Annotated in this window: 27 protein-coding genes; 22 read left to right on the top strand and 5 right to left on the bottom strand. The window is 68.6% G+C overall.

The window, feature by feature from the left end; genetic code table 11:
* Positions 1-26: 26 nt before the first annotated feature.
* From FCL41_RS08875 to FCL41_RS08835, 9 genes are all read left to right on the top strand, one after another.
* The gene (locus tag FCL41_RS08875; RefSeq protein WP_137065698.1) at positions 27-1,484 is read left to right on the top strand and encodes an aldehyde dehydrogenase family protein; all 1,458 of its coding nucleotides are present in this window, start codon (positions 27-29) and stop codon (positions 1,482-1,484) included.
* Between the two features lie 112 nt (positions 1,485-1,596).
* Complete coding sequence (locus FCL41_RS08870) at positions 1,597-2,415, top strand: oxidoreductase (RefSeq protein WP_137065697.1); 819 nt, start codon at positions 1,597-1,599, stop codon at positions 2,413-2,415.
* A 5-nt stretch (positions 2,416-2,420) separates the two neighbouring features.
* Positions 2,421-3,416, top strand: a complete 996-nt coding sequence (locus FCL41_RS08865; RefSeq protein ID WP_137065696.1) for an alpha/beta hydrolase — start codon at positions 2,421-2,423, stop codon at positions 3,414-3,416.
* Between the two features lie 10 nt (positions 3,417-3,426).
* Positions 3,427-4,638, top strand: a complete 1,212-nt coding sequence (locus tag FCL41_RS08860; protein WP_137065695.1) for an aromatic ring-hydroxylating dioxygenase subunit alpha — start codon at positions 3,427-3,429, stop codon at positions 4,636-4,638.
* Positions 4,639-4,795: 157 nt separating this feature from the next.
* Positions 4,796-5,536, top strand: coding sequence for a hypothetical protein (locus FCL41_RS08855; RefSeq protein WP_137065694.1), 741 nt, complete (start codon positions 4,796-4,798; stop codon positions 5,534-5,536).
* Positions 5,533-6,519, top strand: a complete 987-nt coding sequence (locus FCL41_RS08850; RefSeq protein ID WP_137065693.1) for a hypothetical protein — start codon at positions 5,533-5,535, stop codon at positions 6,517-6,519. The genes FCL41_RS08855 and FCL41_RS08850 overlap by 4 nt, the downstream gene beginning before the upstream one ends.
* The gene (locus FCL41_RS08845; protein WP_137065692.1) at positions 6,516-7,316 is read left to right on the top strand and encodes an SDR family oxidoreductase; all 801 of its coding nucleotides are present in this window, start codon (positions 6,516-6,518) and stop codon (positions 7,314-7,316) included. Before FCL41_RS08850 ends, FCL41_RS08845 begins: the two co-directional genes overlap by 4 nt.
* Complete coding sequence (locus FCL41_RS08840) at positions 7,316-8,014, top strand: hypothetical protein (protein WP_137065691.1); 699 nt, start codon at positions 7,316-7,318, stop codon at positions 8,012-8,014. Before FCL41_RS08845 ends, FCL41_RS08840 begins: the two co-directional genes overlap by 1 nt.
* The gene (locus FCL41_RS08835; protein ID WP_137065690.1) at positions 8,011-8,763 is read left to right on the top strand and encodes a maleate cis-trans isomerase family protein; all 753 of its coding nucleotides are present in this window, start codon (positions 8,011-8,013) and stop codon (positions 8,761-8,763) included. Before FCL41_RS08840 ends, FCL41_RS08835 begins: the two co-directional genes overlap by 4 nt.
* 121 nt (positions 8,764-8,884) lie before the next feature.
* On the opposite strand, the gene FCL41_RS17030 is transcribed toward FCL41_RS08835, so the two are convergent.
* Positions 8,885-9,046 carry a hypothetical protein gene (locus FCL41_RS17030; RefSeq protein WP_170970233.1) on the bottom strand — a complete coding sequence of 54 codons (162 nt, stop codon included), beginning with the start codon at positions 9,044-9,046 and terminating at the stop codon, positions 8,885-8,887.
* Between the two features lie 58 nt (positions 9,047-9,104).
* Positions 9,105-9,743, bottom strand: coding sequence for a class E sortase (locus FCL41_RS08830; protein WP_275403732.1), 639 nt, complete (start codon positions 9,741-9,743; stop codon positions 9,105-9,107).
* Positions 9,744-9,837: 94 nt separating this feature from the next.
* Between FCL41_RS08830 and FCL41_RS08825 the strand changes: the two genes are divergently transcribed.
* The 7 genes from FCL41_RS08825 (at position 9,838) to FCL41_RS08790 (ending at position 19,812) form a co-directional block, all read left to right on the top strand.
* Complete coding sequence (locus FCL41_RS08825) at positions 9,838-11,901, top strand: hypothetical protein (protein ID WP_137065688.1); 2,064 nt, start codon at positions 9,838-9,840, stop codon at positions 11,899-11,901.
* 71 nt (positions 11,902-11,972) lie between these two features.
* Positions 11,973-13,340 (top strand): type 1 periplasmic-binding domain-containing protein, encoded by a 1,368-nt coding sequence (locus FCL41_RS08820; RefSeq protein ID WP_137065687.1) that lies wholly within the window; start codon positions 11,973-11,975, stop codon positions 13,338-13,340.
* A complete protein-coding gene (locus FCL41_RS08815) occupies positions 13,333-14,067 on the top strand; it encodes an ABC transporter ATP-binding protein (protein WP_137065686.1) in 735 nt (244 codons plus the stop codon). The genes FCL41_RS08820 and FCL41_RS08815 overlap by 8 nt, the downstream gene beginning before the upstream one ends.
* Positions 14,064-16,952 carry a branched-chain amino acid ABC transporter permease/ATP-binding protein gene (locus FCL41_RS08810; protein ID WP_137065685.1) on the top strand — a complete coding sequence of 963 codons (2,889 nt, stop codon included), beginning with the start codon at positions 14,064-14,066 and terminating at the stop codon, positions 16,950-16,952. Before FCL41_RS08815 ends, FCL41_RS08810 begins: the two co-directional genes overlap by 4 nt.
* 118 nt (positions 16,953-17,070) lie before the next feature.
* Positions 17,071-17,682: a neocarzinostatin apoprotein domain-containing protein gene (locus tag FCL41_RS08805; protein WP_170970231.1), complete on the top strand. Its 612-nt coding sequence runs from the start codon at positions 17,071-17,073 to the stop codon at positions 17,680-17,682.
* Positions 17,682-18,947: a hypothetical protein gene (locus FCL41_RS17025; protein ID WP_170970230.1), complete on the top strand. Its 1,266-nt coding sequence runs from the start codon at positions 17,682-17,684 to the stop codon at positions 18,945-18,947. The genes FCL41_RS08805 and FCL41_RS17025 overlap by 1 nt, the downstream gene beginning before the upstream one ends.
* A 160-nt stretch (positions 18,948-19,107) precedes the next feature.
* Positions 19,108-19,812, top strand: a complete 705-nt coding sequence (locus tag FCL41_RS08790; RefSeq protein ID WP_137065682.1) for a hypothetical protein — start codon at positions 19,108-19,110, stop codon at positions 19,810-19,812.
* Between the two features lie 85 nt (positions 19,813-19,897).
* Here FCL41_RS08790 and FCL41_RS08785 read toward each other — a convergent pair whose 3' ends face one another.
* Positions 19,898-20,761 carry an NAD-dependent epimerase/dehydratase family protein gene (locus tag FCL41_RS08785; protein WP_137065681.1) on the bottom strand — a complete coding sequence of 288 codons (864 nt, stop codon included), beginning with the start codon at positions 20,759-20,761 and terminating at the stop codon, positions 19,898-19,900.
* Complete coding sequence (locus FCL41_RS08780) at positions 20,758-21,576, bottom strand: hypothetical protein (protein ID WP_170970229.1); 819 nt, start codon at positions 21,574-21,576, stop codon at positions 20,758-20,760. The genes FCL41_RS08785 and FCL41_RS08780 overlap by 4 nt, the downstream gene beginning before the upstream one ends.
* A gap of 45 nt (positions 21,577-21,621) precedes the next feature.
* On the opposite strand from FCL41_RS08780, the gene FCL41_RS08775 reads away from it, so the two are divergent.
* From FCL41_RS08775 to FCL41_RS08755, 5 genes are all read left to right on the top strand, one after another.
* A complete protein-coding gene (locus tag FCL41_RS08775; RefSeq protein WP_137065679.1) occupies positions 21,622-21,942 on the top strand; it encodes an antibiotic biosynthesis monooxygenase family protein in 321 nt (106 codons plus the stop codon).
* Positions 21,939-22,628, top strand: a complete 690-nt coding sequence (locus tag FCL41_RS08770; RefSeq protein WP_137065678.1) for an alpha/beta fold hydrolase — start codon at positions 21,939-21,941, stop codon at positions 22,626-22,628. The genes FCL41_RS08775 and FCL41_RS08770 overlap by 4 nt, the downstream gene beginning before the upstream one ends.
* A 63-nt stretch (positions 22,629-22,691) precedes the next feature.
* Positions 22,692-23,426 carry a FadR/GntR family transcriptional regulator gene (locus FCL41_RS08765; protein WP_137065677.1) on the top strand — a complete coding sequence of 245 codons (735 nt, stop codon included), beginning with the start codon at positions 22,692-22,694 and terminating at the stop codon, positions 23,424-23,426.
* Between the two features lie 33 nt (positions 23,427-23,459).
* On the top strand, positions 23,460-23,699 hold the full coding sequence (locus FCL41_RS08760; protein WP_137065676.1) for a hypothetical protein: 240 nt from the start codon (positions 23,460-23,462) through the stop codon (positions 23,697-23,699).
* Positions 23,696-24,442 carry a VOC family protein gene (locus tag FCL41_RS08755; RefSeq protein WP_137065675.1) on the top strand — a complete coding sequence of 249 codons (747 nt, stop codon included), beginning with the start codon at positions 23,696-23,698 and terminating at the stop codon, positions 24,440-24,442. Before FCL41_RS08760 ends, FCL41_RS08755 begins: the two co-directional genes overlap by 4 nt.
* Positions 24,443-24,473: 31 nt before the next feature.
* On the opposite strand, the gene FCL41_RS08750 is transcribed toward FCL41_RS08755, so the two are convergent.
* Positions 24,474-25,265, bottom strand: a complete 792-nt coding sequence (locus FCL41_RS08750) for an SDR family oxidoreductase (RefSeq protein ID WP_137065674.1) — start codon at positions 25,263-25,265, stop codon at positions 24,474-24,476.
* Positions 25,266-25,434: 169 nt separating this feature from the next.
* Between FCL41_RS08750 and FCL41_RS08745 the strand changes: the two genes are divergently transcribed.
* On the top strand, positions 25,435-26,310 hold the full coding sequence (locus tag FCL41_RS08745; RefSeq protein WP_212723108.1) for an oxygenase MpaB family protein: 876 nt from the start codon (positions 25,435-25,437) through the stop codon (positions 26,308-26,310).
* Positions 26,311-26,357 lie beyond the last annotated feature (47 nt).

Here is a 26,357-nt window from a genome sequence, read left to right as displayed (position 1 = left end):
AGCGCCACGGCCCCGAAGGGAGTCCCATGACCACCGCACCGACCTCGCACACGAGGGAGAACCCGGCCCGGGTCGACGAGTCCGTCGGGACGGTCGAGTTCGCCACCCCCGCCGCCGTGGACCGCACGGTTCGCCGCGCCGCCCTGGCCCAGGTGGAGTGGGCTGCCCGTCCCCTGGAGGAGCGGGTCGCCCTCGTGCGGCAGGCAGCCGACCACGTGGAGAAGCACCTCGACGAGATCGCCGGCCTGGTCGCCCGTGAGACCGGAAAGGTCCTCGGTGACTCGCGCGGCGAGAGCGCCTTCGCGGTCGCCGTGCTCCGCCACTACGCCAACCGGGCGCCCGAGCTCCTGCGCGAGCAGGGCCACGACGACGAGCGCGGTCGCCTGGTCGTGCGCCACCGTCCCTTCGGCGTGGTCGGCGCGATCACCCCGTGGAACGCCCCGATCATCCTGGCGGTGCTCAAGGTGGCGCCCGCCCTCGTCTCCGGCAACACCATCGTCGTCAAGCCCTCGCCGCTCGCGCCCTTCGGGATCCAGCGTTTCCTCGAGCTGGCCGCCGAGGTCCTCCCTGCCGGCGTGGTCGACGTGGTGCAGGGCGACGTGGAGACCGTCACCGCCCTGGTCGAGCACCCCGGCATCTCGCGCGTCGCCTTCACCGGTGGCGACACGGCAGGTCGGGCGATCGCCTCCCTCGCGGGGCGGTCGCTGACGCCAAGCGTCCTGGAGCTCGGAGGCAACGACGCCGCGATCCTGCTGGACGACGTCGCCCTGACGGACGCCGACGCCGAGCGCCTGGTGATGGCCGCCTTCGCGACCAGCGGACAGGTCTGCATGGCGATCAAGCGTCTCTACGTGCACTCCTCCCGCCTCGACGAGGTGGTCGCCCAGATGCGCGCAGCTGCCGAGCGCGTGCTGCTGGTCGGCGACCCGCTGGCTCCCGACGCGACCGTGGGACCGGTGGTCAACCGAGCCTCCCGCGAGCGGCTCGAGGCGCTCGTCCAGAGCTGTCGCGAGGCTGGCAACCAGGTCATCGAGATCGGCGGCGTCGCCGAGGGCACCGACCTGGACCGCGGCCACTTCGTCCGCCCGGTGCTCGTGCTGGGCGCCGACGACTCCGACGTGGTCGTGGCCCAGGAGCAGTTCGGTCCGGTGCTCCCGATCCAGGCCTTCGACGAGGTCGACGAGGTGGTGGTCCGGGCCAACGCCGGCGACCTGGGCCTCGGCGCCTCCGTCTGGTCGGCCGACGAGGAGCGCGCCTTCGCGGTGGCAGCCCGGCTCGAGGCCGGCTTCACCTTCGTCAACACCCACAACCGCACCGGGATGTCGCTGCTGGCGCCGTTCGGTGGCGTGAAGCGGTCCGGGTGGGGTCGCGAGTACGGCGACGAAGGCCTGATGGAGTACGTCCAGCCGTGCGTGATCCACGCGCCCGGCGCCTTCCGGGAGGGCGGTGCCGGATCGGGCGCCGCGGCCTATCCCGGGACCTGATTCGAGCCGAACGACACGGCGCTGAGTTTGTTGCCAGCAACCGCTGCCAACGTGACCGCTATCATATATAGTTCGGGACACACGATCCCTTGACCCCCGCAGAGGACGTCACATGAGTGAGAACATGAAGTTCGTCCAGGACTTCCTGGACGATGCCCCCGTCACCGACGTCTCCGCGACCTTCGCGGAGTGGCTGGACATCATCGAGGGGCTCAAGGCCAAGGCCATGGCCGCCCTGGGTGACCTGCAGCGTGACCCGTCGACCGACGAGCTCGAGGCCTTCGCCTCGGAGGCTGACGGTGGCCCCACGGGTCAGATCCGCGCCTACACGGGCGAGAACGTGGACTGGATGATCCACTCGCACATGCAGAACAAGTCGCTCGGCTTCGTCAATGTGCACCTGACCATCTGGCTCGGCCCGCACATCGACGTCCCCCACTTCGGCATGGCGCTCGGCGCCTTCCCGCAGGCCTGGATGTTCATGGACTCCGTGCCGCGCAAGGTCATCTCGACCGACGTGGAGTACTTCAACAAGTACTACGCCCCGTTCAACGACGAGTGGCAGCAGATCCACAAGAACACCCCCGGCATCGACGAGTTCGTCTCGCGCGACGCCTTCGTGCGCGCGACCTACTCGCCCACCGCGTGGTCGTTCATGGCCGAGCCGTCGCAGGAGTTCTACGACCTGGCTCGCAAGACGGCCAACGACCACATGGACCGTTGGCTCCAGTGGGTCGCCGAGGCGACCGAGGTCCCTGCCGAGAAGCAGGCCGAGCTCGCCGAGGCCGACCTCAGCACCCGCCGCAACATCGCCGAGCTCGACCCGGCCAACGTCGTCGCCGTGCGCTACTTCGGCGAGGAGCGCACCGAGCAGCTCGTGCGCGCCCTCTGGGGTGGCGACCGCGTCCTCCCGCGACCGCTGGACCGCTGAGCACCATGAGCACCCAGGTCGTCGTTCGCGCGTACCGCGATGCGGTGCGCGTGGACGGCGCGCCTGCCCCCCTCGACACGGTCCACCTGACGGTGCGTCACCCGGCCTGGCCGGCGCGCAACGACGTGGAGCGGATGAGCGGTGCGCTCGCTCCTGACACCGACGGTGCGCCCTACCCGGTCATCGTCGTGGTGCCCGGGGTCAACGTGGCCTCTGCCGGCTACACGTGGCTGGCGACCCGACTCGTCGAGGCCGGCCACGTGGTCGTCTCCTACGACTGGGTGGGCCAGCTCTTCCCCGGACAGAACGGACTGACGCCGGGAGTGGACGTCGCCGTGGCCAGCCCCCAGGGCTACGGGACCGCCCCCACGACGCCAGCGCTGCGCCCGATCCTGGACCGGCTCGCCGCGCTGCACGCCGAGGGGCCGCTCGCTGGCATGCTCGACCTCGACCGGGTCGGTCTGCTCGGACACTCCGCCGGTGGCACGGTCGCACTGCAGTCGGCCGACCCGCAGTGGTTCCCCGAGATCGCCGCCGTCGCGACCTTCGGGTCCCACCTCATGGCCTCGCAGATGCTGGGCTTCGAGGCCGGCACCCTGCTCACCTCGCCGGCCTGCGTGCCGGTGATGATCACCGCGGGCAACGCCGACGGGGTGGTCGCCGCCAGCGCGATCCGCTACGGCGCGGAAGCCGGTGCCGAGGAGCACGACCCCGTCGTACGTACGTGGGCCGAAGGCCTGCCACACAGCAGTGAGGCGAGCCTCGCCGTCCTCGACGGCGCCGGGCACCTGCTTCCCGTCTCGCCGGAGGACCCCACCTCTGCGCGCGGATTCCTCGAGGCTCCCCTGGAAGCCGACCAGGAGGCCCTGCGGGAGGCGTTCACCACGCTCCTGGAGGCATTCTTCGGGACCCACCTTCAGAAGGTGCCTGCACAACAGGCTCAACTGGACCATCATTTCAGCAACCCCCCCACCCACTTCGCCGACCTGCGGCGACGCTAGGAGGACAGCCATGTTCAAGAACTTCTGGTACGCCGTCGAGTTTGCCGATGACGTCGTTGCCGGCAAGCCCATGAAGGTCAAGCTGCTCGGTCAGCAGTTGGTGCTGTACCGCAAGGGCAGTGACAACTCGGTCGTCGCCATGTCGGACCTCTGCGTCCACCGTGGTGCCGCGCTGTCCGACGGTGAGCTCAAGGGCGACTGCGTCGTCTGCCCGTACCACGGCTGGGAGTACGAGCCCGACGGTGCTGTCAGCAAGATCCCTGCCCACCCTGACAAGGGCATTCCGCGCAAGGCGCGCGTCGACTCCTACCCGACGCTCGAGAAGTACGGATTCGTCTGGGTCTTCATGGGTGACCTTCCCGAGGAGGAGCGTCCGCCGATCCCCGACTGGTCGCTGATCGAGGACACCGTCAACTTCCGTGCCGTGCGTGGTTCCTTCCTCTGGAAGTCCAACTACGAGCGCATCCTGGAGAACGGCGTCGACGTCGCCCACACCCCGTTCGTCCACGGTGGCGTCTTCGGCAACCGGGAGAAGCCCGAGGTCCCCGACTACGCCGTCGAGGAGACCGAGTGGAGCTGCAAGATCTCCGTCGAGCTGCACCCGCCGAAGTCCAAGGGCCTGTGGGGTCTCATCAACCCCAACAAGCAGGACCTGGCCAACCGTCCGCCGGTCAAGGTGTCCAACACCTGGTGGCTGCCGAACATGATCCTGCTCGAGATCGACACCCCCATGGGTCCGATGAAGATCTTCGACGTCAACGTGCCGATCGACGAGGAGACCACGCTGGTCAAGTTCGTCGCGTTGCGTGGCTTCTTCAAGGGCGCCTGGGCCGACAGTGACGCCAAGCGTCGTGTCTTCAAGGTGCTCTACGAGGACCAGGCCATCGTTGACGCGGTCCGTCCGGAGCTCCTTCCGTTCGACCTGTCGGCCGAGCTGCACGTCAAGAGCGACTACAACGCGACGCTGTACCGCCGTCGTCGCCAGGAGCTCATCGACATGGGCTGGAGCGTCGAGGGCAACACGATCGTCGGCGAGGGCCCGGCCCGCGTCGAGGCGCGTGTCATCCCGTCGCCGGCGCGCAAGCTGGTCCCCGAGCTCGCCAGCGCGTGGAACTTCAAGGAGGTGCGCAGCCGCCAGATCCTGGAGGGTCGCGCGCACCCCGACATGACCACGGCCGAGCGCGAGGAGCTCGACGCCGAGGCTGCCGCAGCAAGCAAGTGATCCACCCCCACGTGCCGCGGACGTCTTCGTCCGCGGCACGTGGTGCACCACCCGCGTGAGCCACGCGCTCCGCGACCTCTGCTCCCTGAGCTCCGCCAGGCCGGACACCGGGTGTCCGGCCTGCTTCACCCCATCACCACACACCGAAGGAACGTTCGTGAGCCTGCCCGAGAACCTCTGCATCTCCACCCTCGACAAGATCGTCGCCAAGACCGGGTCGACCGAGATCACGGGGGCCGACGGCGGCCCGTTCGAGACCCTCACCTCCGTCATGGGCCCCGACCCGGTCGGCTCGGTGCGCATCTTCACCGGTGACAAGGTCGCCAAGATCGTCTACGTCGGCGTCGCCGTGCCCCAGATCGGCCTCGACTCCCACATGGTCTTCGCCTTCATGCCGGAGGACTCGCCGGTGCCGCACTACACCCTCGACTCCGTCGCTGCCGGTGGACACATGGCCTTCCACCTCGACCTGATCCAGCGCCACGACGCGGGCACCCACATGGTGACCAACGACTGGAGCCACACCCCGATCACCGAGGCGTTCGAGCAGCTCTCGACCCTCGAGGGCCTCTCCAAGGCAGTCCTCGAGCCCCGTCAGCTCACGGTCATGTCCTCGTGGATGGTCGCCAACCGCGCCACCGAGGAGGCCTTCGCCCAGCTCGACGGCCCCGTCAACGCCTACCTGGACCACTGGCTGAGCCTGGTCAACAGCGAGGTGCCGGCCGAGGTCGTCGCTGACCTCGCCGACACCGACCTGGTCGCGCGTGACGCGAAGAACCGCGCCCTGCTCTTCTCGCCCGAGGTCGACAAGGTCTGGGCCCAGATGACGCGCCTCCTCGGCGAGGAGACCTCCGAGCGCCTGCGCAACCACCTGGTCAGCAACGAGTTGCCGGCATGAGCCAGGCGGTGAGCGACGGCGCCGCTGCCTCCGAGGTCGAGACCTCGGAGTGGCAGAAGCGCATCGAGGGGGAGTGGCACGGGATCCCGGCCCTCTTCGACGCCCAGGGCAACCACGTCGGGTTCGAGTTCATCGCTCGTGCCAGCGAGGTCACGGCCGAGGGCGCCCGCTACTGGATGGACTCCAAGCTCTCGGGCGCGGGTCCACTGCGCAACCGCTTCGAGCTCGGCGCCCAGTTCGACTTCGGGGTCGTCGACTCCGATGAGAACAGGGTCTACACCGGTCCTGACTTCTACGGCACCGGGCAGCCGTACGGCTTCTTCGTCGAGGCCAACTACTACTCGCCCGGCTGGCAGGCCGACCTGCGGACGTGGAACCAGGTGCTCGCCGACGGCGAGACCCAGGTCTACTCCTCGGTGCTCCACGACGGCTGGGCCGTCTGTGCCGTCTTCAACGGCGTCTACAAGCGCACCACCGACCGCGAGACCAACCCGGCGACCCAGGCCCTCGTGGACGAGTGGCGTGCGCTGGAGCAGGAGCGTGGATCACGCCCCCAGGTCCTGCCGACCAAGGAGAAGGGCGCCTGGACCGGCACCCTCTTCCTCGACTCCGCCGACCAGAAGTCGCCCACGGGGTCCGTGCAGGTGACCATCGAGCACGAGCCCACGTCGCTGCGCTCCGCGCGTCACACCGTCACGTGGACCGGCGACCTGGAGCGCTCGTACACCTTCGACCGCTACCGCGACGGTGCCCGCACCATGTACGAGGGCCCCGAGGTCTTCGGCAACGCCACCTCCTACGGGCGTGCGCTCTTCACCACCCAGCACCTCATGGGGGCCGACGGGCAGGGCGTGGAGAAGATCCGCGGCCGTGAGTTCCTGATCGACCCGACCACGCGTGAGCTCGCGATCGTGTGGCAGCTCATGCACGGCGAGACCACCACCCACTGGGTGCACGGCTCGCTGCAGTGGGAAGCGCGATGAGCACGGCCAGCGGCCGCGTCGTCGTGGTCACGGGCGGCACCCGGGGCATCGGCCTCGGGCTGGCGCGCGAGTTCCTGGCCCGCGGCTGTCGCGTCGTCGTCTGCGGTCGCACGCAGTCGAGCGTCGACCAGGGCCTGGCTGCCCTGTCCGCCGGCGACCGGGCCACGGGCCTGGCCACCGACGTCACCGACCGGGCATCGGTCCAGGCGCTCTGGGACCACGCCGTGGCGACCTTCGGTCGCGTCGACGTGTGGGTCAACAACGCCGGGATCTCTGCCCCCAAGCGCGACATCGTCGACATGGCCCAGGAAGTCGTCGAGGACGTCTTCAAGGTCAACGTCGTGGGCACCCACAACGGGTGCGCGGTGGCGGCGAAGGGCATGGAGGCCCAGGGCGGCGGGTTCGTCTGGAACATGGAGGGCTTCGGCTCCGACGGTCGCGTCCAGGCCGGCATCGGGATCTACGGGTCCTCCAAGCGGGCCCTGCGCTACCTCACCGAGGCACTGGTCAAGGAGCACAAGGAGAGCAGCGTCAAGTTCGGCTTCCTCTCCCCGGGCATCGTGGTCACCGACCTGCTGGTCGGCGACTACGCCGACGACCCGGAGGGCTTCGACAAGGCCAAGAAGATCTTCAACATCCTGGGGGACAAGGTGGAGACGGTGACGCCCGTACTGGCCGAGAAGGTCCTGGCCGCGCAGAAGAACGGTGCGCGCGTGGAGTGGCTCACGAACGCGAAGGCTGCCAAGCGGTTCATGACCGCTGGGTTCACCAAGCGCGACCTCTTCCAGGACGCCTGATGATGGCCGCGCGAAACGTCGACGTCTGCGCCGAGTACGGCGTGGCCCTGGCCCTGGAGGACTTCGTCCCCTGCGTCCTCGTCGCCGCAGCGTTCGTCTTCCTGGTCCGCATGGTCCGGCGCCAGGTTCCGCAGGCCTTCTGGGTCGCGGTCCTGGGCGCGTCGCTGATCAGCCTGGGTGGGTTCCTGAAGGCCACGTGGAAGCTGCTCGTGGCCACTGGCTGCTGGGACTACCCGTGGTTGGAGAACCTGCTCTTCCCGTTCATCTCCTTCGGCTTCGCCGCCATGGCGTGGGTGATGCTGAGCGTCCTGCGGGGCCGTCTCGTCATGGCCTGGCCGTTCGCCGTATTCCCCGTGGCCGCGGCCATCGGCGCGATGTGGATGGGAGAGGTCTTCCCGATGATCATCGCCGCCGCGGTGGGAGCCACGTTCTTCGGCGTCACCGCTGCCGTGGCCGCTTTCCGGACCGGCAAGAAGTCCGTGGGCTGGCTGTTCGTGGTCTACGTGGTCGGTACCAACGTCCTGCCCGCCATCGCCGCACAGGAGAAGCAGATCGCGGCGCTGCAGTGGAGCGCGCAGATCACCAACTCGATCATCCAGCTCTGCTTCCTCCTGGGATGCATCTGGCTGAAGGAGAACTACCCCACCCCCGCGTCCGCCGTCGTGGCGGACGAAGAGAAGACAGGAGCACCCGCGTGAGCGGAGTCGACCGTCTGGGATGGCGCCGCAAGTTCGGCGTCATCGCCCCCAGCACCAACACGATCGTCCAGCCCGAGTTCGACATGATGCGCGTGCCCGGCGTCACGTCCCACTACGGCCGCATCTTCATCCCCGACGGCCGCATCGCGACCGACGAGGGCATGGAGAACCTCCTCGTCCAGATCCGCGCCAACATGGATGCCTGCGTGGAGAGCCTGATGACCATGCAGCCCGACTACATGGTGATGGGCATGAGCGCCGAGACCTTCTGGGACGGCGTCGAGGGCAACCGCCAGTTCGTCAAGCAGATCCAGGACCTCACCGGTGGCCTGGGTGTCGCGACGGGGGCTGAGGCCTGCGAGCGCGCTCTCAAGCTCTACGGTGCGAAGAAGATCGGCGTGATCACGCCCTACACGCCCATCGGCGACGCCAACGTGCGCAAGTTCTTCACCGAGCTCGGGTTCGAGGTCGGCAAGATCAAGGGCCTGTGCGTCAACAGTGCCGTCGAGATCGCCCAGGTCAGCGAGCAGACGCTGCGCGAGGCGATCATCGAGGTCAACGACGACGACGTGGACGCCATCGTCCAGTGCGGCACGAACCTGTGCATGACCGAGCTGGCCGACGAGGCCGAGCGCTGGCTCGGCAAGCCGGTGATCGCCATCAACGCCGCCACCTGGTGGATGGCGCTGCGCGACAACGGCATCGACGACAAGCTGCACGGCTACGGCTCGCTCCTGCGCGACCACTGAGCCACCAGCGCGAGAGCCCCGGACACCTGACGGTGTCCGGGGCTCTTCTGCGTGCGCCGGCCTGCTCTGCGTACGCGGGGCCAGCGGCAGACGTGCGTGCGCACGACTCACGACCTCAGGATCAGGCCTCGCCGATGACGATGCGGTCGAAGGGCAGGTGGGGCTCCACAGCGGGGAAGACCCACATCAGGAGTGCGCTCACGACGAGGCCCACCAGGACCAACGCCTCGAGGGCCTTGAGCCACCTCGGGCCGGGGAGGAGGCGCCACAGGGCTGCGTACATCAGAGTCCTTCGGGGGAGAGGAGGGCGCGGGTCGGCGCCGGGGAACGGGGTGGAACGCTCACGCGACGCCCTTGGGCGGACCGGCGGCCGCCTTGCGACGCTCCACGAGCTGGCTACCCACGACGAGACGCTCGGTCGAGCCCCAGCGTGGGTGACAGGTCACCAGGGTCATGGTGCTCTGGGTCGGCTTCCGACCCGGATGCCCGGCGACCGGGGCGATGACCTCGAGGGCGGAGGGGGCCACGATGCGCGACCAGGTGATCTCGTAGACGAGCCACTCCTTGCCGGTCTCCACCACGATCTGGTCACCCTCATCCACGCTGTCGAGGTTGGCGAAGGGCTCCCCGTGGGTGGCTCGGTGCCCGGCGATGGCGAAGTTGCCCACCTCGCCCGGCATGGCCGAGTCGCTGAAGCGGCCGGGGCCGTTGCGCAGGTCGTCGGTGTCGGTGCCCTCCACCACGACGAAGGCCCAGTCCTTGCCGAACTTGGGGATGTGGAGCACTGCCACCCCGTCACCCGGGTCCAGGCGCTTCTTGGAAGCAGCGGGGCCGTCCTTGCCTGCCTCCGTGCGGAACTGCGCCAGCAGATTGTCCTGGGCGGCCTCTGTCCGGTGGTTGGACCAGACCAGCAGGTAGAAGGCGAAGAGAAGGAGGACAAACCCGGCTGTGAGAGCCAATTCGGCTGTCAACCGGATCACACTCGTGATGAGATTACGAAACGTCCTGGTCACACAGAGAATATATCATCGCGTAGAGTGACTTGGGTCGCACACGAATCATGGAGGTAGTCACGTGGCTGGTAGGGCTAGGACATTCACCGCAGCACTGCTGTTGGTCCTTCCCGTCTCGGTGGGAGTAGGCACGACGCCAGCGCACGCTGCTGCCGTCGAGCTCGTCAACCCCGCCGGCGGATGTTGGTCCTACGTCCCGGACCGGAGCGTCGACGACGTCCTGGTGTCCCCGGTCGTGAGCGACCGTTCCACCGCCTTGGAGGCGTGGGGGAGCGGCGTCGCGCCGACGACCCTCACCCTGGAGGCGAGGGACGGCACGACCGACCGGACGGCGGGCGCGAGGCTCACGGTGGAGAACGGCCCGGTCATCGACCCGGCGCTGGACACCGTCGGGACCGCCACGGCCACCGTGACCGTGCAGCCGGCGGCAGGACTGCCCGCCGGCGTGGAGCCGTCGATCGAGCGCCTGGAGGCGAAGTTCGACGCGCAGGCGGGCATGCCCGTGACCGACCTGGTCCTCACTGGCGACTTTGCTGGCGACTTCGGTGACACCCATGTCATCGAGCTCCAGTCCATCTTCTTCGACGCGCCCGGCACTCCCGGCGCTCCCGACCCTGACGGTTCGGTGCTCGTGTGCAACGGTCAGGAGCTGGGCGAGCCGACGGTGGGCCCGTTGCCGGACCTGACGCCGGGTGTCAACCCCGCCACCACGCCCGTGTCGATCGGCCTGAAGGACACCTTCATCGGGCACGACGTGCGGACGCTCGCCATCCAGGACGTCAAGGGCCAGGCCGTGACCTCCGCGTTCCGTGCTGGCGACACGGTCGAGCTGCGTGGCTCGGGCATCGACGCCGGTGACGCGTTCACCGCAGAGATCTGCGACGTGAACAAGACGTGCGCGTCCACTCCCGGTGCCCTGGTCGCTGACTCGCAGGGCAATGCCGCAGCCACGATCACCATCGGTGACGACCTGGCTGCCGGCGAGGCCCTGATCACCGTCAAGAGCGACTCCGTGACCCTGCCCCGTCCGAGCGCCGTGGTCCTCGGCGCCCCGAGCGTCGCCGCGGTCGAGAAGGAGGGCAAGGGGCGTCTGCGCGTCGCGCTCTCCGGCGTCGGCTGGGACCCGGCTGCCACCGTGGTCGTCGAGGGACGTACGCCCGACGCTGCGTCCTCGGACGCGCAGGTCGAGGTCACCGTTGGTGCCGACGGCACGTTCAAGACGCGCTTCGTCGCGACCGACGTCGACACCACCGAGCTGCGACTTTCCCAGGAGCGCGAGGGTGGCCTCGCAGCGCTGGGCCAGACCCACACCCTGGAGTACCTCGTTCCGATCGTGCCGCCCGAGAAGGAGCCCGGCGAGAATCCCCCCGGCAACCCGGGAGAACCGAGCAACCCGGGTGGGACTTCCACCACCGTGCCCCCCGTGAGCGGCACTGCCGTCGCCCCGCCGGTCGAGATCCCGCTGCCCGGCGACCGTCCCGTGGACGAGGTCAACGGCCCGGCTGGCGGCGTTGCTCCCTCGGCCGAGACTCCCCTGAAGATCTCCGAGGCCAACCTCGCCGGCGAGGCGAGCGTGGGGGAGATGTTCGGCGGTTCCTCGCGCCGTGAGGTGCGGTTCCTGGCCGAGAACGTCAGCTCGTCCGTGGTCACCAACCCCTTGGTGCGCCTGGGTGTGGGCCGTGAAGCAGGCGTGGAGCCGGTGATCGTGGCCGCCGAGGTCGGCGACCTCCAGCCCGGTGCCCGCGTGGCTGTTGCCGTCGACGTGGCGCTGCCCATGGCTTCGTTCGGCGTCTACCAGGTCGTCGGCCAGGTCGGCGACTCGGAGGAGAGCCGCTTCGGTCTCGAGTGGCAGACCTACCCCTGGGGACTCATCGCCCTGAACCTCATGGGCGTGGCACTGCTGGCCTGGGGCCTGTGGCGCCGTCAGCAGCGCCGGATGAACCCTGCGCCGCTGGTCGCGGGTGCCGAGGACGACGAGGCAGGAGCCTCTGTCATCGACCTCACCGCGCTCGACAACTGGTGGGGCAACGGCAAGATCGGACGTCCGGTCGACGACAACGACTCCGTGGTCGACATGGAGGCCGCCGACAAGTGGTGGGCGAAACGCGATTCCAAAGTTTCGTGATGTGATTCACGAAACGGCGTAGATCGTATATTCTATCGCCATCTCGACCCCCAGCGATGAGGAGCAGCTCCGTGGCACTTGGCAGCAGGAAGAACCGGTCACCGCACCCGAGCATGTGGAGGGACAAGTCGGCTCTTCTGCGCTCCGGACTGGTCTCCGTCGGCCTCGTGGTCTCCCTCGTCGGCTGCAGCGCGCTGATGCCTGGTGGCAACCTCGGCCTGAGTCCCCAGGCCGGCGACGGTCCGGGTGTCACCGAGGACTCCGTCAAGGTCGTCTTCATCGGTACCGACCTCGAGGCGGTGCAGGAGATCACCGGTTTCAAGACCGAGCCGGTGGGTGACCTCAAGGCCCAGGTCAAGGCACTCGAGACGTGGGTGAACGAGAACGGTGGCCTCGGGGGCAAGAAGATGGAAGCCGTCTACCGCCTCTACGACGCCGTGAACGACTCCGTCGCCGCGGAGGAGCAGCTGTGCAAGCAGATCACCCAGGACGACGAGGCCTTCGCGGTCGTCCTGACCGGTCAGTACCAGCCCAACGCTCGTCCCTGCTACCAGCGGGCCCAGACCCTGATGTTCGACGCCGCCCTCATGGCGAGCGACCAGGAGTTCTACGACGAGATGGCGCCGTTCCTGTGGACGGCCTCCTTCCCCGAGTACGGAGCCTTCACCGAGGCCCAGCTCGACGTGATGAAGGAGGAGGGATTCTTCGACGCGGCCAACGGTCTCGGGGTCATCGCGGCTGACAGCGCGATCAACAAGCGTGTCTTCGAGAAGATCGTCGAACCTCGCCTGAAGGAGGAGGGCGTCTCCTCGGAGGTGTCGTGGATCGACACCACCGACATGACGAGCCTCTTCCAGACGCTGACCCAGGCTGCCACCACGTTCCGCAACAAGAGGTACGAGAACGTGATGTTCCTGGGCGGCTCCCGGATGTCGTCGATGTTCGACTCCGCCTCCGCCACCGTGCAGTACAAGGCGCGCTACGCGATGTCGAGCTTCGACAACCCCACGTACTTCGTGAACAACACAGGCCAGATCAGCGAGGGCGTGACCGAGGGCATGGTCGGTGTGGGCTTCCACCCGCCGCAGGAGGTCGGTGACTCCATGTCGTTCCCCAACGAGAACGAGAAGGTCTGCATCGACATCTTCGCGGAGTCGGACATCACCTGGGAGAACCGTGAGGGTGCCCGGGTGGGCCTGCCCTTCTGCGACGCCGTGCGACTGCTCAAGGCGGGTGCCGACGAGCTCTCCGGCGACTTCAACGCCTGGAACTGGGCCAAGGCCGTCAAGACCGTGGGCGGCGACTTCACTCCTTCCTCCGGCTTCGGTCAGGGTCTGAAGACGTCCAACGCCGCGGCCGGAGGCTACCGGGTCATGCGGTTCGACGAGGAGTGCAAGTGCTTCGTCTACGAGGGCGAGGAGCGGTCCTTCAATGAGTAGTCCCGCCCTGGTGGCCGACGGCATCCGTGCCTCGTACGGCCCCCTCCAGGTGCTCTTCGACACCAGCGTGCGTGTCGAGCAGGGCGAGATGGTCGCCCTGCTCGGTCCGAACGGCGTCGGCAAGAGCACCTTGCTCAAGGTGATCGGTGGTCTCCTGACCCCCGATGCGGGCACGGTCTCCATCTTCGGCCAGGACGTGACCTCGGCCCCCAGCCGCAAGCGGGTGGAGGCCGGTCTCTGCCAGGTGGTCGGACAGTCGTCCTTCTCGTCGCTGACGGTGACCGAGAACCTCCTGATGCACGGCTTCGCGAACTCGAGCCGCAAGTGGACGAAGGAGGCCACCGAGGCCGCCCTCGCCGTCTTTCCGCGGCTCCACGCGCGCCGCAACCAGCTCGCCTCCACCCTGTCGGGCGGCGAGCGGCAGATGTTGGCTCTCGCCAAGACGATCGTGGGTGACCCCAAGGTCCTGGTCGTCGACGAGTTCTCGCTCGGTCTCGCCCCCGTCGTCGTGGGTGGCCTCATGGATCTCGTCCGTCGCCTCAACGAACGTGGTTCCTCCATCCTCCTGGTGGAGCAGTCGGTCAACGTGGCGCTCTCGCTCGTGCACCGCGCGTACGTCATGGAGAAGGGCGAGATCATCGCCGAGGAAGATGCCGCTGTGCTCGCTGCCGACCCCGCTCGGGTCCAGGCGCTGATGCTCGGTGGCCACATGGAGGACGCAGGATGACCCTCGCAGGTGTTGCCCCACTTTTCCTGGGCAACTACGACTTCGGCATCGAGCGCCTGGTGCTCGGTCTCTTCAACGGCATGACCTACGGCCTCCTGGCCGTCGGTCTGGTCATGGTCTACAAGTCCAGCCGTTTCGTGAACTTCGCCCACGGGTCCATCGGAACCTTCGGCGCAGCAGTCCTCGCCGCCCTGGTGCTCGACCGAGGGCTGCCCTACTGGCTTGCCTTCGTCATCGCGATCCTGGTCGCTGGAGGTGTCGCGGCGCTCCTCGAGATCGTCGTCGTACGCCGCCTCAGCGGACGACCGAGCCTGATCGGCATGATCGCGACACTGGGCATCTCCCAGCTGATCTCGGTCTTCGCGCTCGTGCTCAACAGCTCGACGGGCCTGGCCTACCCGGTCCCGCCCTACCTGCCGAGCTTCAAGCTCGGGACGCTGACGGTCGGACCGCCGCACATCGCCATGTTGATCATGGGCACGGCTCTCTTCATCGGTCTGTGGTACTTCCTCTACCGCAACAAGGTCGGCATGGGCATCCGCGCCGCGGCAGACGACCCCGACGCCGCCCAGCTCGAGGGCATCCCGGCCAAGCGCATGGCGTCGTTGGCCTGGGCAGTCGCTGGCGCGATCGCCGCCTTCTCCGCCATCCTCGTGACCCCGACCGCCTCGGGCGTCTCGATCGAGGGCATGGGTCCGGAGCTGCTGCTCAAGGGTCTGGCCGGAGCCGTGATCGCCCGGATGGCCTCGATCCCGATCGCCGTCGCGGCGTCGTTGGGCGTGGGCCTCATCGAGCAGATCCTGCTCTCCAACCCCGACACGACCGGCCTGGTCAACGTAGTGATCGGTCTCGTGATCATCATCGCCCTGCTGCGCCAGCCGATCCTCGGCCGCGCCGGCAAGGAGCGCGTCTCCTGGCGTCGGGTGATCGCAGAGCCGGTCCCCGCGGCCTACCGTGAGATGGCCTTCGTCCGCTGGGCGCCACGCATCACCCTGCTGGTCGTCGTCTTCACCTCGATCGGTGTTGCCTACGTCATCACCAATGACACGGCGGCGGCGCTCACCAGCATCGCCGGCTTCGCCATCGTCGGCCTCAGCGTCTCGATGCTCACCGGTGTCTCGGGCCAGCTCTCGCTCGGTCAGTTCGCCTTCGCCGGCATCGCTGCCGCTGCTTCTGTCCATGTCGTGAACGCCACCGGCAGCTTCGTGTTCGGCGTCGCCAGCGGCGTGGTCTCCGCAGCCATCGCTTCGGTCCTGATCGCCATCCCGGCGATGCGCCTCAAGGGCCTGGCACTCGCATTGGCCACGTTGGCCTTCGCGCTCGCCTCGGTGTCGTGGCTGCTCCGTCTCGACATCTTCCTGGGGTCGGGCATCTCACCCGCCAAGCCAGTCTGGTTCGGCTACCCCGTCGAGTACGCGGTGGACTACTACCTCTTCGCGCTGGCGATGCTGGCCCTGGCCTTCATCGTGTCGAAGAACATCCGTGAGTCCGGCTTCGGCCGCTCCCTGCAGGCCCTGCGTGACAACGAGGACGCGGGTCGGGCACTCACCATCCCGGCCAGGCTGCGCAAGTTCCAGCTGTACGCCGTCGCCGGGGCCATCGCCGGACTCGGTGGTGTCGTCGTGGGCCACAGCCAGTCGCAGCTGACCGTCAACTCCTTCCCGAGCAGTGCCAGCATCGACGTGGTGGCCATTGCCGTGATCGGCGGTCTCACCGTCACCAGTGGCCCGATCATCGGCGCCTTCGTGATCATCGGCATCCCCGCCCTGTTCGGACTCGGCTTCGTCGGTGAGGCCGTGCTGGCGGTGGCCTGGTTGGCGATCGTCGTCATGCTGCCCGACGGTCTCGGTGGCGTGGTGCTCCGTGCCCGCAACGCCTTCTACGACATGTTGGCGCGTCGCCGGGGGATTGATCCCGTCCACGTACGACTCGGACCCGCCGCTCCGTCCCAGTCGCCGCTCCAGCGGGCTCTGAACCTCGAGGGAGCCATGGACGGCATCGCGGACCTGCGCGCCGACCACATCGACCCCAGCAGTGGGACGCCGATCCTCAGCATCCAGCAGATCACCAAGCGTTTCGGTGGCGTGGTCGCGGCCGACGGGGTCGACTTCACCGTCGCCCAGGGCGAGATCGTCGGCATCATCGGCCCGAACGGCGCCGGCAAGACGACGCTCTTCGAGATGGTCGCCGGCTTCACCACGCCGGACTCCGGCCACGTGGTCTTCGACGGACTCGACGTCACGAAGGCAACCCCCGAGCAGCGGGCGGTCGCCGGTCTGGTGCGCTCCTTCCAGGACGCGGGTCTCTTCCCGACCATGACCGTGCGCGAGACGCTGATGATCGCCCAGGAGCGCGTTGCGCCGACCCGCCTGTGGTGGTCGCTGCTCGGCGTCAAGTCGGCAGAGGTCACGAAGGGCGAGGCTGCGGATCTCCTCATGGAGCGCATGGGCCTGAGCCCTTACGCCAACCGCACGATCGAGGAGCTCTCGACAGGCACCCGCCGGGTGGTGGAGATCGCCAGCCTGCTGACGCTCAACCCGCGGGTCCTGCTGCTGGACGAGCCGTCCGCCGGCATCGCCCAGTCCGAGAGCGACGCCCTGGGGGAGCTGCTCCTCGGGATTAGGCGCGAGCTCGGCACCACCATGGTGGTCATCGAGCACGACCTTCCGCTGCTCTCGAGCATCTGCGACCGGATGATCGCGATGAACCTCGGTCGGGTCATCGCCTCCGGCACGCCCGACGAGGTCCGAAACGACCCCGCGGTGGTGCGTTCCTACCTCGGCGCGGAGTCCGCGGCCATCCACCGGTCCGGTCTGCACCTGGCGCCAGTTCCAGATCAGTCGGACCAACCCACTGGTAACTTCCCCGTTTCCACTCCAAGATGAACCAAGTAGCCGAGACTGACACGGCAACCACCGTGAGTTCCATGCACAAAGCCAAGATCCACCGCACGAAATGTCACCGCCGACGGGCCGCCGTCGTCGGACACCCCGAGGAGAATCTGTGAGAAAGACACCGAAGAAGCTCAGCAAAGCGCTGATCAGTGCTGTGGCACTGTTCTTCGTGACGTTCGTCGCCGCCCCCCCGGCGTTCGCGAGCGCAACGCTCGACATCAGCGCCACCCAGGGGCTCAAGGACGGTCAGCAGGTGACCATCTCGGGCAGCGGCTTCAAGCCCGGACTGAAGTCCATCGCCATCGGTCAGTGCATCGATGGAATGAAGGGCCCCTCTGACTGCAACACCGCGGGCGGCGCGACCTTCGTGGACGCCGACGCCTCGGGCAAGATCCCCACCACGCAGATCGTGGTCAAGGAGAAGTTCGGCAGCTTCGACTGCACCAAGCAGAAGTGCGTCATCGGGGCTCAGCCCCTGCCGAACGCTGTGGACGCGGCGACGGTGGCTGCCAACACGTTCTACAGCGACATCACGTTCGGTGAGGTGGCGGCGGCTCCCGCCCCCTCCGCTGCCCCCGCGCCCACCGCTGGCGGCGAGAACCTGCCGAAGACGGGACCCGGCGACGAGCTGGCGACGATCGTCTTCTTCGGCGTGCTGCTCTTCCTGCTCGGTGGCGCCACGTTGTGGTTCACCCCGCGTCGCGGTCGGGGGATCGCCTGATGACCCCCGTCACGATGCTGCGCAGCCTCGCTGCCGGCGCCCTGGTCGCGGGTGCGTCGCTGTCGATGGCTCCGGCCGCCGTGGCCGCTCCTGCGGAGCTCAGTGGCACCGTCAAGTTCAACTGCACGATGCCGGCCTTCGGAAGCAGCGCCGACTTCGTGTACGACTCGGACCTGAGCATCAAGGGCATCCGTGAGGCCGAGGGTTCCTCGCCGGTCACGCTGGTGGCCGAGATGTCCGCCCTGCCGGGCGTTGTTCCGGCCTTCCTCTCCTTGAAGGACCAGAAGGTCATCCTCAGCCTGAACGTGGACGCAGGCGGGAAGCCCGCAGCGCTGACGGTCACCGGCAAGACGGACGTCAACCCGAGCAACAACGGCACGAAGGAGCCCGTGGTCCTGCCGAAGGGCATCCAGGGCACCGTGGCCACGACGGACGCCGACGTCTCCGTGACGGTCAAGAGCTTTGACTTCAACGTCGCGGACGTCGAGGGCAAGTGCACGGCCGCGACGGGCGGCTCCCTCGGCACGCTGACGCCGGAGCTGGGCGTCGCCCCGACGCCGGCGCCGACGCCGACGCCGACGCCGACACCGACCCCGACGCCCACGAAGGCGCCGAAGCCGCCCAAGACCGACTCCAAGGGCAAGGCTGCCTCGGGCACCATCGCCCTCAAGTGCCAGATGAAGGGCACGTTCACCAAGGCCTACGACTACAAGGTCAAGGTGACTGTTGCTGGTGCTCGCGCGGAGGAGGGTTCCTCCAAGGTCACCATCGCGGCCGACTTCGGTGACATCCCCGGCCTGGCGCCTGTGCCGATCAGCAACGGCAACATGCGCGTGACCTCGAAGCTGAGCCTCGACGGCACTGAGGTCGAGGTCAAGGGTTCCTCCAGCGTCAACGCGGCTGCCAACCAGCCCGTCCCGGTGCCACGCTTGACCGGGACCGGCACGGTGGAGGGTGACTCCGCGAAGGTCGAGGTCAAGACCTTCAACTTCGAGTTCGACAAGATCTCCGGCGCCGATGTCGCGGCCGACTGCACGTCGGACAACGGCACCGTGGGGACCATGACCATGGGCGTCGGCGACATCGACGACCTGGAGCCGCCCAGCCGCGGTGGCAATGGCGGCACCGGCGGCGGTACCACCACCCTGCCGCAGACCGGCGGCGGCGACGCCATGCCGGTGATCGGCCTCTGGGCGCTCGCCCTGGGTGTCATCGGCGCAGGCCTGCTGGTCTGGATGCCGAGGCAGCGCCGCAGCACGATCTGACGTACGACCCCCAGCCCCGGCCCCTGTGGCCGGGGCGGGGAGCCCAGTCGTACGCGACGAAGAGGGCCTCGCCCGCATGGTTCGAGGCCCTCTTTCGTCGTCTCACGACGACATGTCATCCACATCGCACAGGCGGGCACAGGTCCGTACGAGGAGAACCATGAGCACGAGTTCAAGGCGACACACGCTGGCGGTTGGCGCCGCTGCCGCTTTCCTTCTGTCGAGCTTCACCGCGTCGGGCGCATCGGCGTACGCGCCGGTCAAGGGCTCCGACGTGGCCCCGGTGGCCCAGGGGAAGGTGACGTTCGACTGCCTGCTGCTTCCCTTCCAGAGCGCGTTCCGTTACGAGGGCAAGGTCTCGGTGGCTGGGCCTCGTGACTTCGAGCCCGGCACCACGGTCGAGCTCGTCGGCAAGTTCCCGAAGCTTCCCGGCATCGCGCCGGTGCCCATCGAGAACGGCACGATGCGTGTGCGCGCCATCGGGACTGTGGGAGGTCAGGAGATGGAGCTGCGCGCCACGCACACGGTCAACTCGGAGGCCAACGCCGAGGTGGTGATGCCGCGTCTGACGGGGCAGGTCCAGTTGGACGATGCTGATGCCCAGATCGAGGTGACCGGCTTCAACTTCGCCTTCGACGAGATGATGAACATCAACATCACCGCTGACTGCGAGGCCACCAAGGGCGGTGTCATCGGCTCGATGGCGAGTGCCTCCGGCGCCTCCGCTGACGGCGGGGACAGCGAGACCAAGGCTGCGGCTGCCGATGACGAGGGCATGCCTGCGGTCGTGCTCGGCGGAGGGGCCCTGGCAGTCGTCGCAGCCGGGCTGCTGTTCTGGTTCTCGCGTCGCGCCCGTCGCGCCTGATCGGTCACTCGCACCCAGCAAGCACCGAGCAAGCAGAGAAGGTCCCCACCCGACGGGTGGGGACCTTCTTCGCGTGCTGGGTGCGTCAGCTGTCGCGCAGCTCCGCCAGGGCGGGGTCGAACGAGCGGCTCGGGGTGAAGCCCGAGTCGATCAGGCGCTGGACGGAGATCGGCTTCGTCGGACCCGCGATCTCACCGCGGTACTCCAGCGGCGGAAGGTCGTTGCGCTCCGAGATGGTGTCGAAGAGCTTGGAGTTCGTCGGCGGCACCTCGTCGTGGGTCAGGTTGAAGACCCCGGTCAGCTTCTTCTCGATCGCGTGCACCGCGGCGTCGGCTGCGTCCTCGACCTGGAGGCGGTAGAGGAGGGCGTCACCAGCGAACGGCACGGAGCCGGCGAGGTACTGGTGCGCCATCTTGACCTTGTCCTCGATCGGCGGGTCACCCTCGCCGAAGATGTCGCCACAGCGCAGCACCGCGACACGGTCACCGGCGCTGAGGTAGGTCTTCTCCATGAGGATGAAGTTGGCCGGGCTCGGGTCCTCGGAGTCCGTGGTGGGGGCGTCCTCGGTGACGACGTCGAGGTGGTTCGCGGCATTGCCGTAGACCGAGAGCGACGACAGGCACACGATGTGGGCGTCGCCGGGGGCCGAGACCACGTTCTCCGCGGTGCCGACCAAGATCTCGCGGTAGGTCTGGGCACGGCCCTCGGGCGTCATCGACCCCTGGGCCGACGGCCCGGCGGTGACGATGACGGCGTCGGCGGCGCCGACGGCGGCGTGCACGCCGTCACGGTCCGAGCCCTTCAGCACGATTGCGTTGCCGAAGCGCTCGGCCAACGGGCCGACCTTCGCCTCGGTGGTGGTGGTGACCGTGACCTCGTGACCGAGACCGATCAGTCGCTCGGCCGCGGCAGAGCCGACAAAACCGGCTCCAATGACCAGGACCTTCATCCAAGTTCCTCCATCTGCTTGAAGCCGGCGCGGACTGCGACCAGCTCTTCGACCCTCTCGGCACCGAGGAACTTCTTCGAGAGCTCGTTCATCGGGTCGAGGGTGTAACCGTAGGTGCGGACCTTGTGGTCACGCTCGCGCAGGGCAGCACGCTCCTCGACGGGCGTGGGCTGTGCGTTGCGCACGGCCTCCAGCCACTTGTCGACACGCGCGTTGACCACCTCGCGCAGGGTGTTGACGACGTCCTCCGACCGATCGGCGGTGTAGGAGTGGGCCACGGGGGAGAGGAAGGCCCGCATGTAGGAACCGTGCGAGACCGACCAGGTGAACCGGTCGTCACCGCGCAACTCGAGGAAGTCCTCGTTGAGCGGCTCGTAGTACTTCTCCAGGTAGTCCACCTCGGTCATGAGGTCACGACGGGGGACCAGCTCGGAGTAGAAGAAGATCTGGGGGATGGTGCCGAAGACCAGGATGAGGTGCGGCACGTCGATGTGAGGACCGAGCCAGACCTGGAGGTTCATGTCCAGGATGGAGTTGGTGCGGTTGCCGATCCACGAGTGGACGAGCCACTCGGCGCCGTTGTCGGGGTCGCCGACGAAGGTCGACATGGACCCTTCGTACGACTTGTCCTCCGTCGCCCAGTACTCGAGGCCCTCGGACGAGGGGTGGGGCTGCACGGGGAGCTCGCGGATGATCCGCTCCTTGGCGTCGCTCAGGATCTCCCAGAACTGCGCCCACAGCTCGCTGTTGTCGACGTCCGGATTCTCCGCCAAGTACTCATGAATGGTCTTGGTCTGGCTGCTCGAGGTGCTCACGGTACAAAGTGTAGCGATATATGATCTACGCGGAAGGGAGAACATGTGATCACCGTCATCTCTCAGGCGTGGACCAAGCCCGGCGAGGAGCACGCCCGGGCGTACATCGCCCTCAACGAGGAGTTCGGCCGATTCTTCCGGGACCACCCGGGTTTCCGCGGGCGGCAGCTGCTCCGGGGCGTCGAGGACCCGACCCACTTCACCCACCTCCGCTGGTTCGACAGCGTCGAGAGCTACGAGGAGTGCACGCGCGCCGACGGTTACGTCGAGCACACCGTCGTGATGTACGAGCACCTTCGCCCCTACGACTCCTACCCGCGTGAGTTCGTCGAGGTCGTGCTCGACGAGGGCGTGGGACGCTCGTGACCACGTTCCTCCTCGTCCACGGCGCGTTCCGGGGCGGGTGGGCGTGGGGCGAGGTGGCTCAGTACCTGGAGGCGGCCGGTCACGACGCCCACGCCCCGTCGCTCGTCGGCGCGGGGGAGCGGGTGGACGAGCTGGCACGAGTGACGTCGCTGGCCGTCTGGGTCGACGACCTGGCGTCCTACGTGCTGGCCCACGACCTCACCGACCTCGTCCTGGTCGGCCACAGCCAGGGCGGGATCGTCACCACCACGCTGGCAGCTCGACTGCCCGAGCGGATTCGCTGCCTCGTCCACCTCGATGCCGCGGTGCCGGACGCGGGGGAGCGAGCCGTCGACCTGGGGCCAGGCCTGCCGCAGCTGCCGCCACGTGACGCCACGGTGCCTCCTCGTCCGCCCGTCGCCGACGAGTGGTTGTCGGAGGAGCTCGCGGCCTGGATGGCCCCGCAGCTGACGGCCACCCCTGTCGGTCCCTCCCTGGATCCCTTGCCCGGCGTCCCCGACGGGCTCGACGAGCACTACTACTTCTGCGTCGGCACGCCGGCGGGCTACCCCTCGACCGTCACCCGTGAGCGTTGCGATGCCCGGGGCATCCCCTACCGCGTGCTGCCCACCGGCCACGATGCCCCGCTTCTCGCGCCCGAGCTCGTGGTGGCTGAGCTGCTCCGCGTCGCAGGTGACGCACGGTGAGCTCGTCGTACGCCTTGTCGTGGTCTCCGGTCACGGCGCGCAGGGGAGGCTAAGGTGCCCCCTATGCGACGTGAAGGCGGGGACGCGGAGAAGGGGCCTGCCTACCAGGTGCTGGCCGACGCGCTGCGCCACCAGATCCTCTCGGGCGAGCTGCGGTCGGGTGACCGGCTGCCGGCAGAGGCCGAGCTGTGCGAGCTCTACGGCGTCTCCCGCAGCACCGTGCGCGAGGCGTTGCGCGCCCTGGCGACCGAGCGGTTGCTCGTCACGCGCCGCGGGGTGGCCGGCGGCTCCTTCGTGGCGGCACCCCAGCCCGGTGACATCGCCGGACTCGTCCAGTCCAGCCTGGCGCTCCTCACCTCGGCCGACTCGCTGTCGGTGGAGTCGTTGATCGAGGTGCGGTTCATGCTCGAGGTCCCGGCCGCGGGACTGGCCGCGGCCCGGCACGCCGAGGGGGACCTCGAAGCGCTGCAGAACTCGATCTTCGACCCGGACGTCACCGATCTCGACGCGATGTTCGCCGCCAACCGCGACTTCCACCTCAGCCTCCTGCGTGCCACAGCCAACCCGGTGCTGGAGGCCGTGGCCGCTCCGATCTTCGGCGTGGTCTACGAGAGGTTCGTGCGCCGCAACGCCCCGGAGTCCTTCTGGACCCAGGTCGACCACGACCACCGTGACATCCTCGACCGGGTCCGAGCCGGCGACGTCGCTGGGGCCGAGGAGGCGCAGCGTGCCCACCTGGGCGACATCCGCCCGACGTACGAGCAGATTGACCGGGAGCGCCGCGAGCGCGGCGCGTGATCCCTTCCCTTCCCCACCTCTGAGGAGACATCGATGAGCAAGACCCTCCGCATCGCCCTGACCGTCCTGGGAGCCGCCGGAGTCGCGGCGGCCGTCGCCAAGCGCGCTGGCGTCCTGGGCGGTCCGACGGGCCCGAAGTCCGGAGTGGTCGTCGGGTTGCCGCTGTCGTGCCGCCTGAAGGGGCACACGTGGCGCACCCCGGCCAACAACACCCAGACCCCCACCCGCAAGACCTGCCAGAAGTGCCAGACCATCGACCTGCCGATGCCGTGAGCCGGGGCCGCGTGGTCGCCGTCAACCACGTCGGCGTGAGCGTGGCTGAGCTCGGGGTCGCTCGCGACTTCTGGATCCATGCGCTCGGCGCGAGCGACCACGGTGGCTTCAGCTGGCCCGTGGGCACGGTGCCGGCTGATGAGTCCCTGGCGTTGACCGGGACCGCGGCCGAGGTGGCGCTGCTGCGTACCGAGACCTCGTTCCTGGAGCTCTTCGCCTTCGCCTCACCGGTGCCCGGCGAGCGCGCAGCCGACGCGCCGGGCGTGACGTCACTCGTCTGGGCCGTCGACGACCCCGCATCGACCATGGAGCGTGTGCCCGCGTGGGGCGGTTCGGTGCTGGAGCCCGACCTCGTCGCCAGCCCCGAGGGCGTACGCCTGCGGCTCGTCGATGGGTCGCAGGGCACCGGCCTGGTCGGCGTGGAGGTCCGCGTCGGTGACGCGTCGGGACACCTGCTCGCCGGCGTCCCCGGGCCCGTCGCGGTCGCGCTGCGACCGGGGGCCCTCGGGCCGACGCCAGTTCCCGTGGACCTGGGTGTCAACCACGTCTGCCTCGACGTGGACGGCATCGACGAGGTCAGGGCAGGTGCGGCGGACGTGGCCTGGCACCACCCGGTCACCGAGTCGAGTGGGGGAGCGGCGGCGGTGTGCTACGGCACCACCGACGACGGTGTGCTCGTGGAGCTCCTCGAGAGTCGTACCGACCAGGCGTTCCTGGCTCGGTGCCGGCTCACGCGCGGCTGAGGCGTTCCCAGCCGCGCGTGCCCCCTGACGGTCAGAGCCCGTAGCGGGCCATCACGTCGTTCTTGCGGGCGTAGCCCGGCGTCATGAAGCGCTTCATCAGACGCCCGTTGGTCAGCCACGAGATCTCGACGCCGGTCTTGTCCGCGGCCAGCATCTCCGAGACCAGGTAGGGGGCCACGTCGTCGACGTGGTCGGCGAGGATGTTGAGCATCCGGCGCTGGGAGGAGACCTGCTCCGGAGCACGGGCGGCCTCGCGGAGCCAGCCGTCGCTGATCAGGATGCCGGGTCGGATCTGCCCGACGACGATGCCCGACTCCTTCGTCTCCTTGGTGAGGGCCCGGGTGAACATGTCGAGACCGCGCTTGGTCGTGGAGTAGACCCCCATGCCGGGGCGGATCCGGCCGTCGCTGCCGCCGCCGAGGACGTTGAACAGCCGCCCGTTGCCCTGGGTCAGGAAGCCCCGGGTGGCCACCTGCGACCCGAAGATGGTGCCGAGCATGTTGGTCGAGACCATCGAGCGCACGTCCTGCTCCCGGGTCTCGACGATCGGCTTGGTGGTGTGCGCGACACCCGCGTTGTTGACCCAGATGTCGACCTGGCCGAACTCGCTGACGGCGAGGTCCCACAGAGCCTGCAGCTGCGTCAGGTCCGTGACGTCCGTGGCCCGACCGACCACGTGGGTGGAGCCGAGTGCGGTGATCGCGCCGGCGACCGCCTCCTCGGTGCGGCCGCAGACCACCACCCCGTAGCCCTGACGGCGGAACTCGCGAGCCATCGCGAGCCCGATTCCCTTGGTGCTGCCGGTGATGACGGCGCTCTTCATGTCGTGCCCTCCTACGTCGGAATAGCGAATATATGGTGATACGTCCTTGTCGTGCCACCGATTGGCGGAGTCGATCCGTCCGTCGCAGCGGCCTTCCCGGGACCCGAGCTCCTCGGCGAAGGTGGTGGAATCTGGCTAGGGTGTGGCCAGTCGGACCTGAGGAGGGCGCGTGGGCGGGACGGGGTACTTCCCACCGGAGTCGATGCTCCATCGGGTGCAGGCCCACCGGGCCGTGGGGCAGACGTACGGGCAACGCGCCCTGATCGTCGGTGCGACCTCGCCGGTGCCTTACGTGGGCACCAGCTCCTCGACGAAGGCCAAGGAGCGTCCCTTCGCCCGCCTCTCCGCCACCGCCGAGGCCTTCGAGGCGATCTTCTTCGGAGACCGGGACGAGGCCGACCGGGTGCTGACGGGCGTCCGCCGCATGCACAGCCGGGTCAAGGGAGTCCTGCCGCAGGATGAGGGACGCTTCCCTGCGGGCACTCCGTACGACGCCTTCGATCCCCACCTGATGCTGTGGACCATGGCCGTGCTCGCCGACTCCTCGCGCGCCTGCTTCGAAGCCTTGGTCCGGCCACTCACGAGCGCCGAGCGTGAGGACCTGTGGCAGGACTGGGTGCGCTTCGGCGAGCTCTTCGGCATGCCGCCTGCAGTGGCCCCTGCGACGGCTGACGAGTTCGACGCCTGGATGGCTGCCCACCTCGACGGCCCCGACTTCCACGTGACCGAGGAGGCGCGGGCGGTGGGACGGGCCATCGCCCTCGACATGCCCGTCCCCGGGCGCCTGCGCATCGGCTCGCGCGGCACCAACCTCGTGGTGGTCGGGTTGCTCCCGGCGCGCGTACGCGAGGCTTTCGGCCTGCCGTGGAGCGCCGCGCACGCGGCGGGTCACCGCGCCCTGACGGCGGCGGTGCGAGCCAGCCAGCGGGTGGCGCCCGACCGGGTGCGGCTGGGACGCAACACCCGGCTCTTCCGCATCGTGACCGCGACCGAGCACAAGGTCATCGCTGCGGGAGGCACGACGATCGACCTGCCCGGGACCTGACCCACCGGATCGGCCCCCAGCCGGCCACCCACAGGTAGGGTCACGCC

This window comes from Nocardioides jishulii (genome assembly GCF_006007965.1).
GTDB classification, from domain to species: Bacteria; Actinomycetota; Actinomycetes; order Propionibacteriales; family Nocardioidaceae; genus Nocardioides; species Nocardioides jishulii.
Note: the sequence above shows the minus strand (reverse complement) of the source record. Positions and strands in the feature narration are given on the sequence as shown.

Bases quoted from the DNA above. Each gene is read 5' to 3' on its own strand.
- FCL41_RS08870 (WP_137065697.1), top strand. From the start codon at position 1,597: ATGAGTGAGAACATGAAGTTCGTCCAGGACTTCCTGGACGATGCCCCC.
- FCL41_RS08815 (WP_137065686.1), top strand. From the start codon at position 13,333: ATGAGTAGTCCCGCCCTGGTGGCCGACGGCATCCGTGCCTCGTACGGC.
- FCL41_RS17030 (WP_170970233.1), bottom strand. From the start codon at position 9,046: ATGTACGCAGCCCTGTGGCGCCTCCTCCCCGGCCCGAGGTGGCTCAAG.
- FCL41_RS08875 (WP_137065698.1), top strand. From the start codon at position 27: ATGACCACCGCACCGACCTCGCACACGAGGGAGAACCCGGCCCGGGTC.
- FCL41_RS08760 (WP_137065676.1), top strand. From the start codon at position 23,460: ATGAGCAAGACCCTCCGCATCGCCCTGACCGTCCTGGGAGCCGCCGGA.
- FCL41_RS08865 (WP_137065696.1), top strand. From the start codon at position 2,421: ATGAGCACCCAGGTCGTCGTTCGCGCGTACCGCGATGCGGTGCGCGTG.
- FCL41_RS08840 (WP_137065691.1), top strand. From the start codon at position 7,316: ATGATGGCCGCGCGAAACGTCGACGTCTGCGCCGAGTACGGCGTGGCC.
- FCL41_RS08785 (WP_137065681.1), bottom strand. From the start codon at position 20,761: ATGAAGGTCCTGGTCATTGGAGCCGGTTTTGTCGGCTCTGCCGCGGCC.
- FCL41_RS08790 (WP_137065682.1), top strand. From the start codon at position 19,108: ATGAGCACGAGTTCAAGGCGACACACGCTGGCGGTTGGCGCCGCTGCC.
- FCL41_RS08845 (WP_137065692.1), top strand. From the start codon at position 6,516: ATGAGCACGGCCAGCGGCCGCGTCGTCGTGGTCACGGGCGGCACCCGG.
- FCL41_RS08765 (WP_137065677.1), top strand. From the start codon at position 22,692: ATGCGACGTGAAGGCGGGGACGCGGAGAAGGGGCCTGCCTACCAGGTG.
- FCL41_RS08850 (WP_137065693.1), top strand. From the start codon at position 5,533: ATGAGCCAGGCGGTGAGCGACGGCGCCGCTGCCTCCGAGGTCGAGACC.
- FCL41_RS08860 (WP_137065695.1), top strand. From the start codon at position 3,427: ATGTTCAAGAACTTCTGGTACGCCGTCGAGTTTGCCGATGACGTCGTT.
- FCL41_RS08750 (WP_137065674.1), bottom strand. From the start codon at position 25,265: ATGAAGAGCGCCGTCATCACCGGCAGCACCAAGGGAATCGGGCTCGCG.
- FCL41_RS08810 (WP_137065685.1), top strand. From the start codon at position 14,064: ATGACCCTCGCAGGTGTTGCCCCACTTTTCCTGGGCAACTACGACTTC.
- FCL41_RS17025 (WP_170970230.1), top strand. From the start codon at position 17,682: ATGACCCCCGTCACGATGCTGCGCAGCCTCGCTGCCGGCGCCCTGGTC.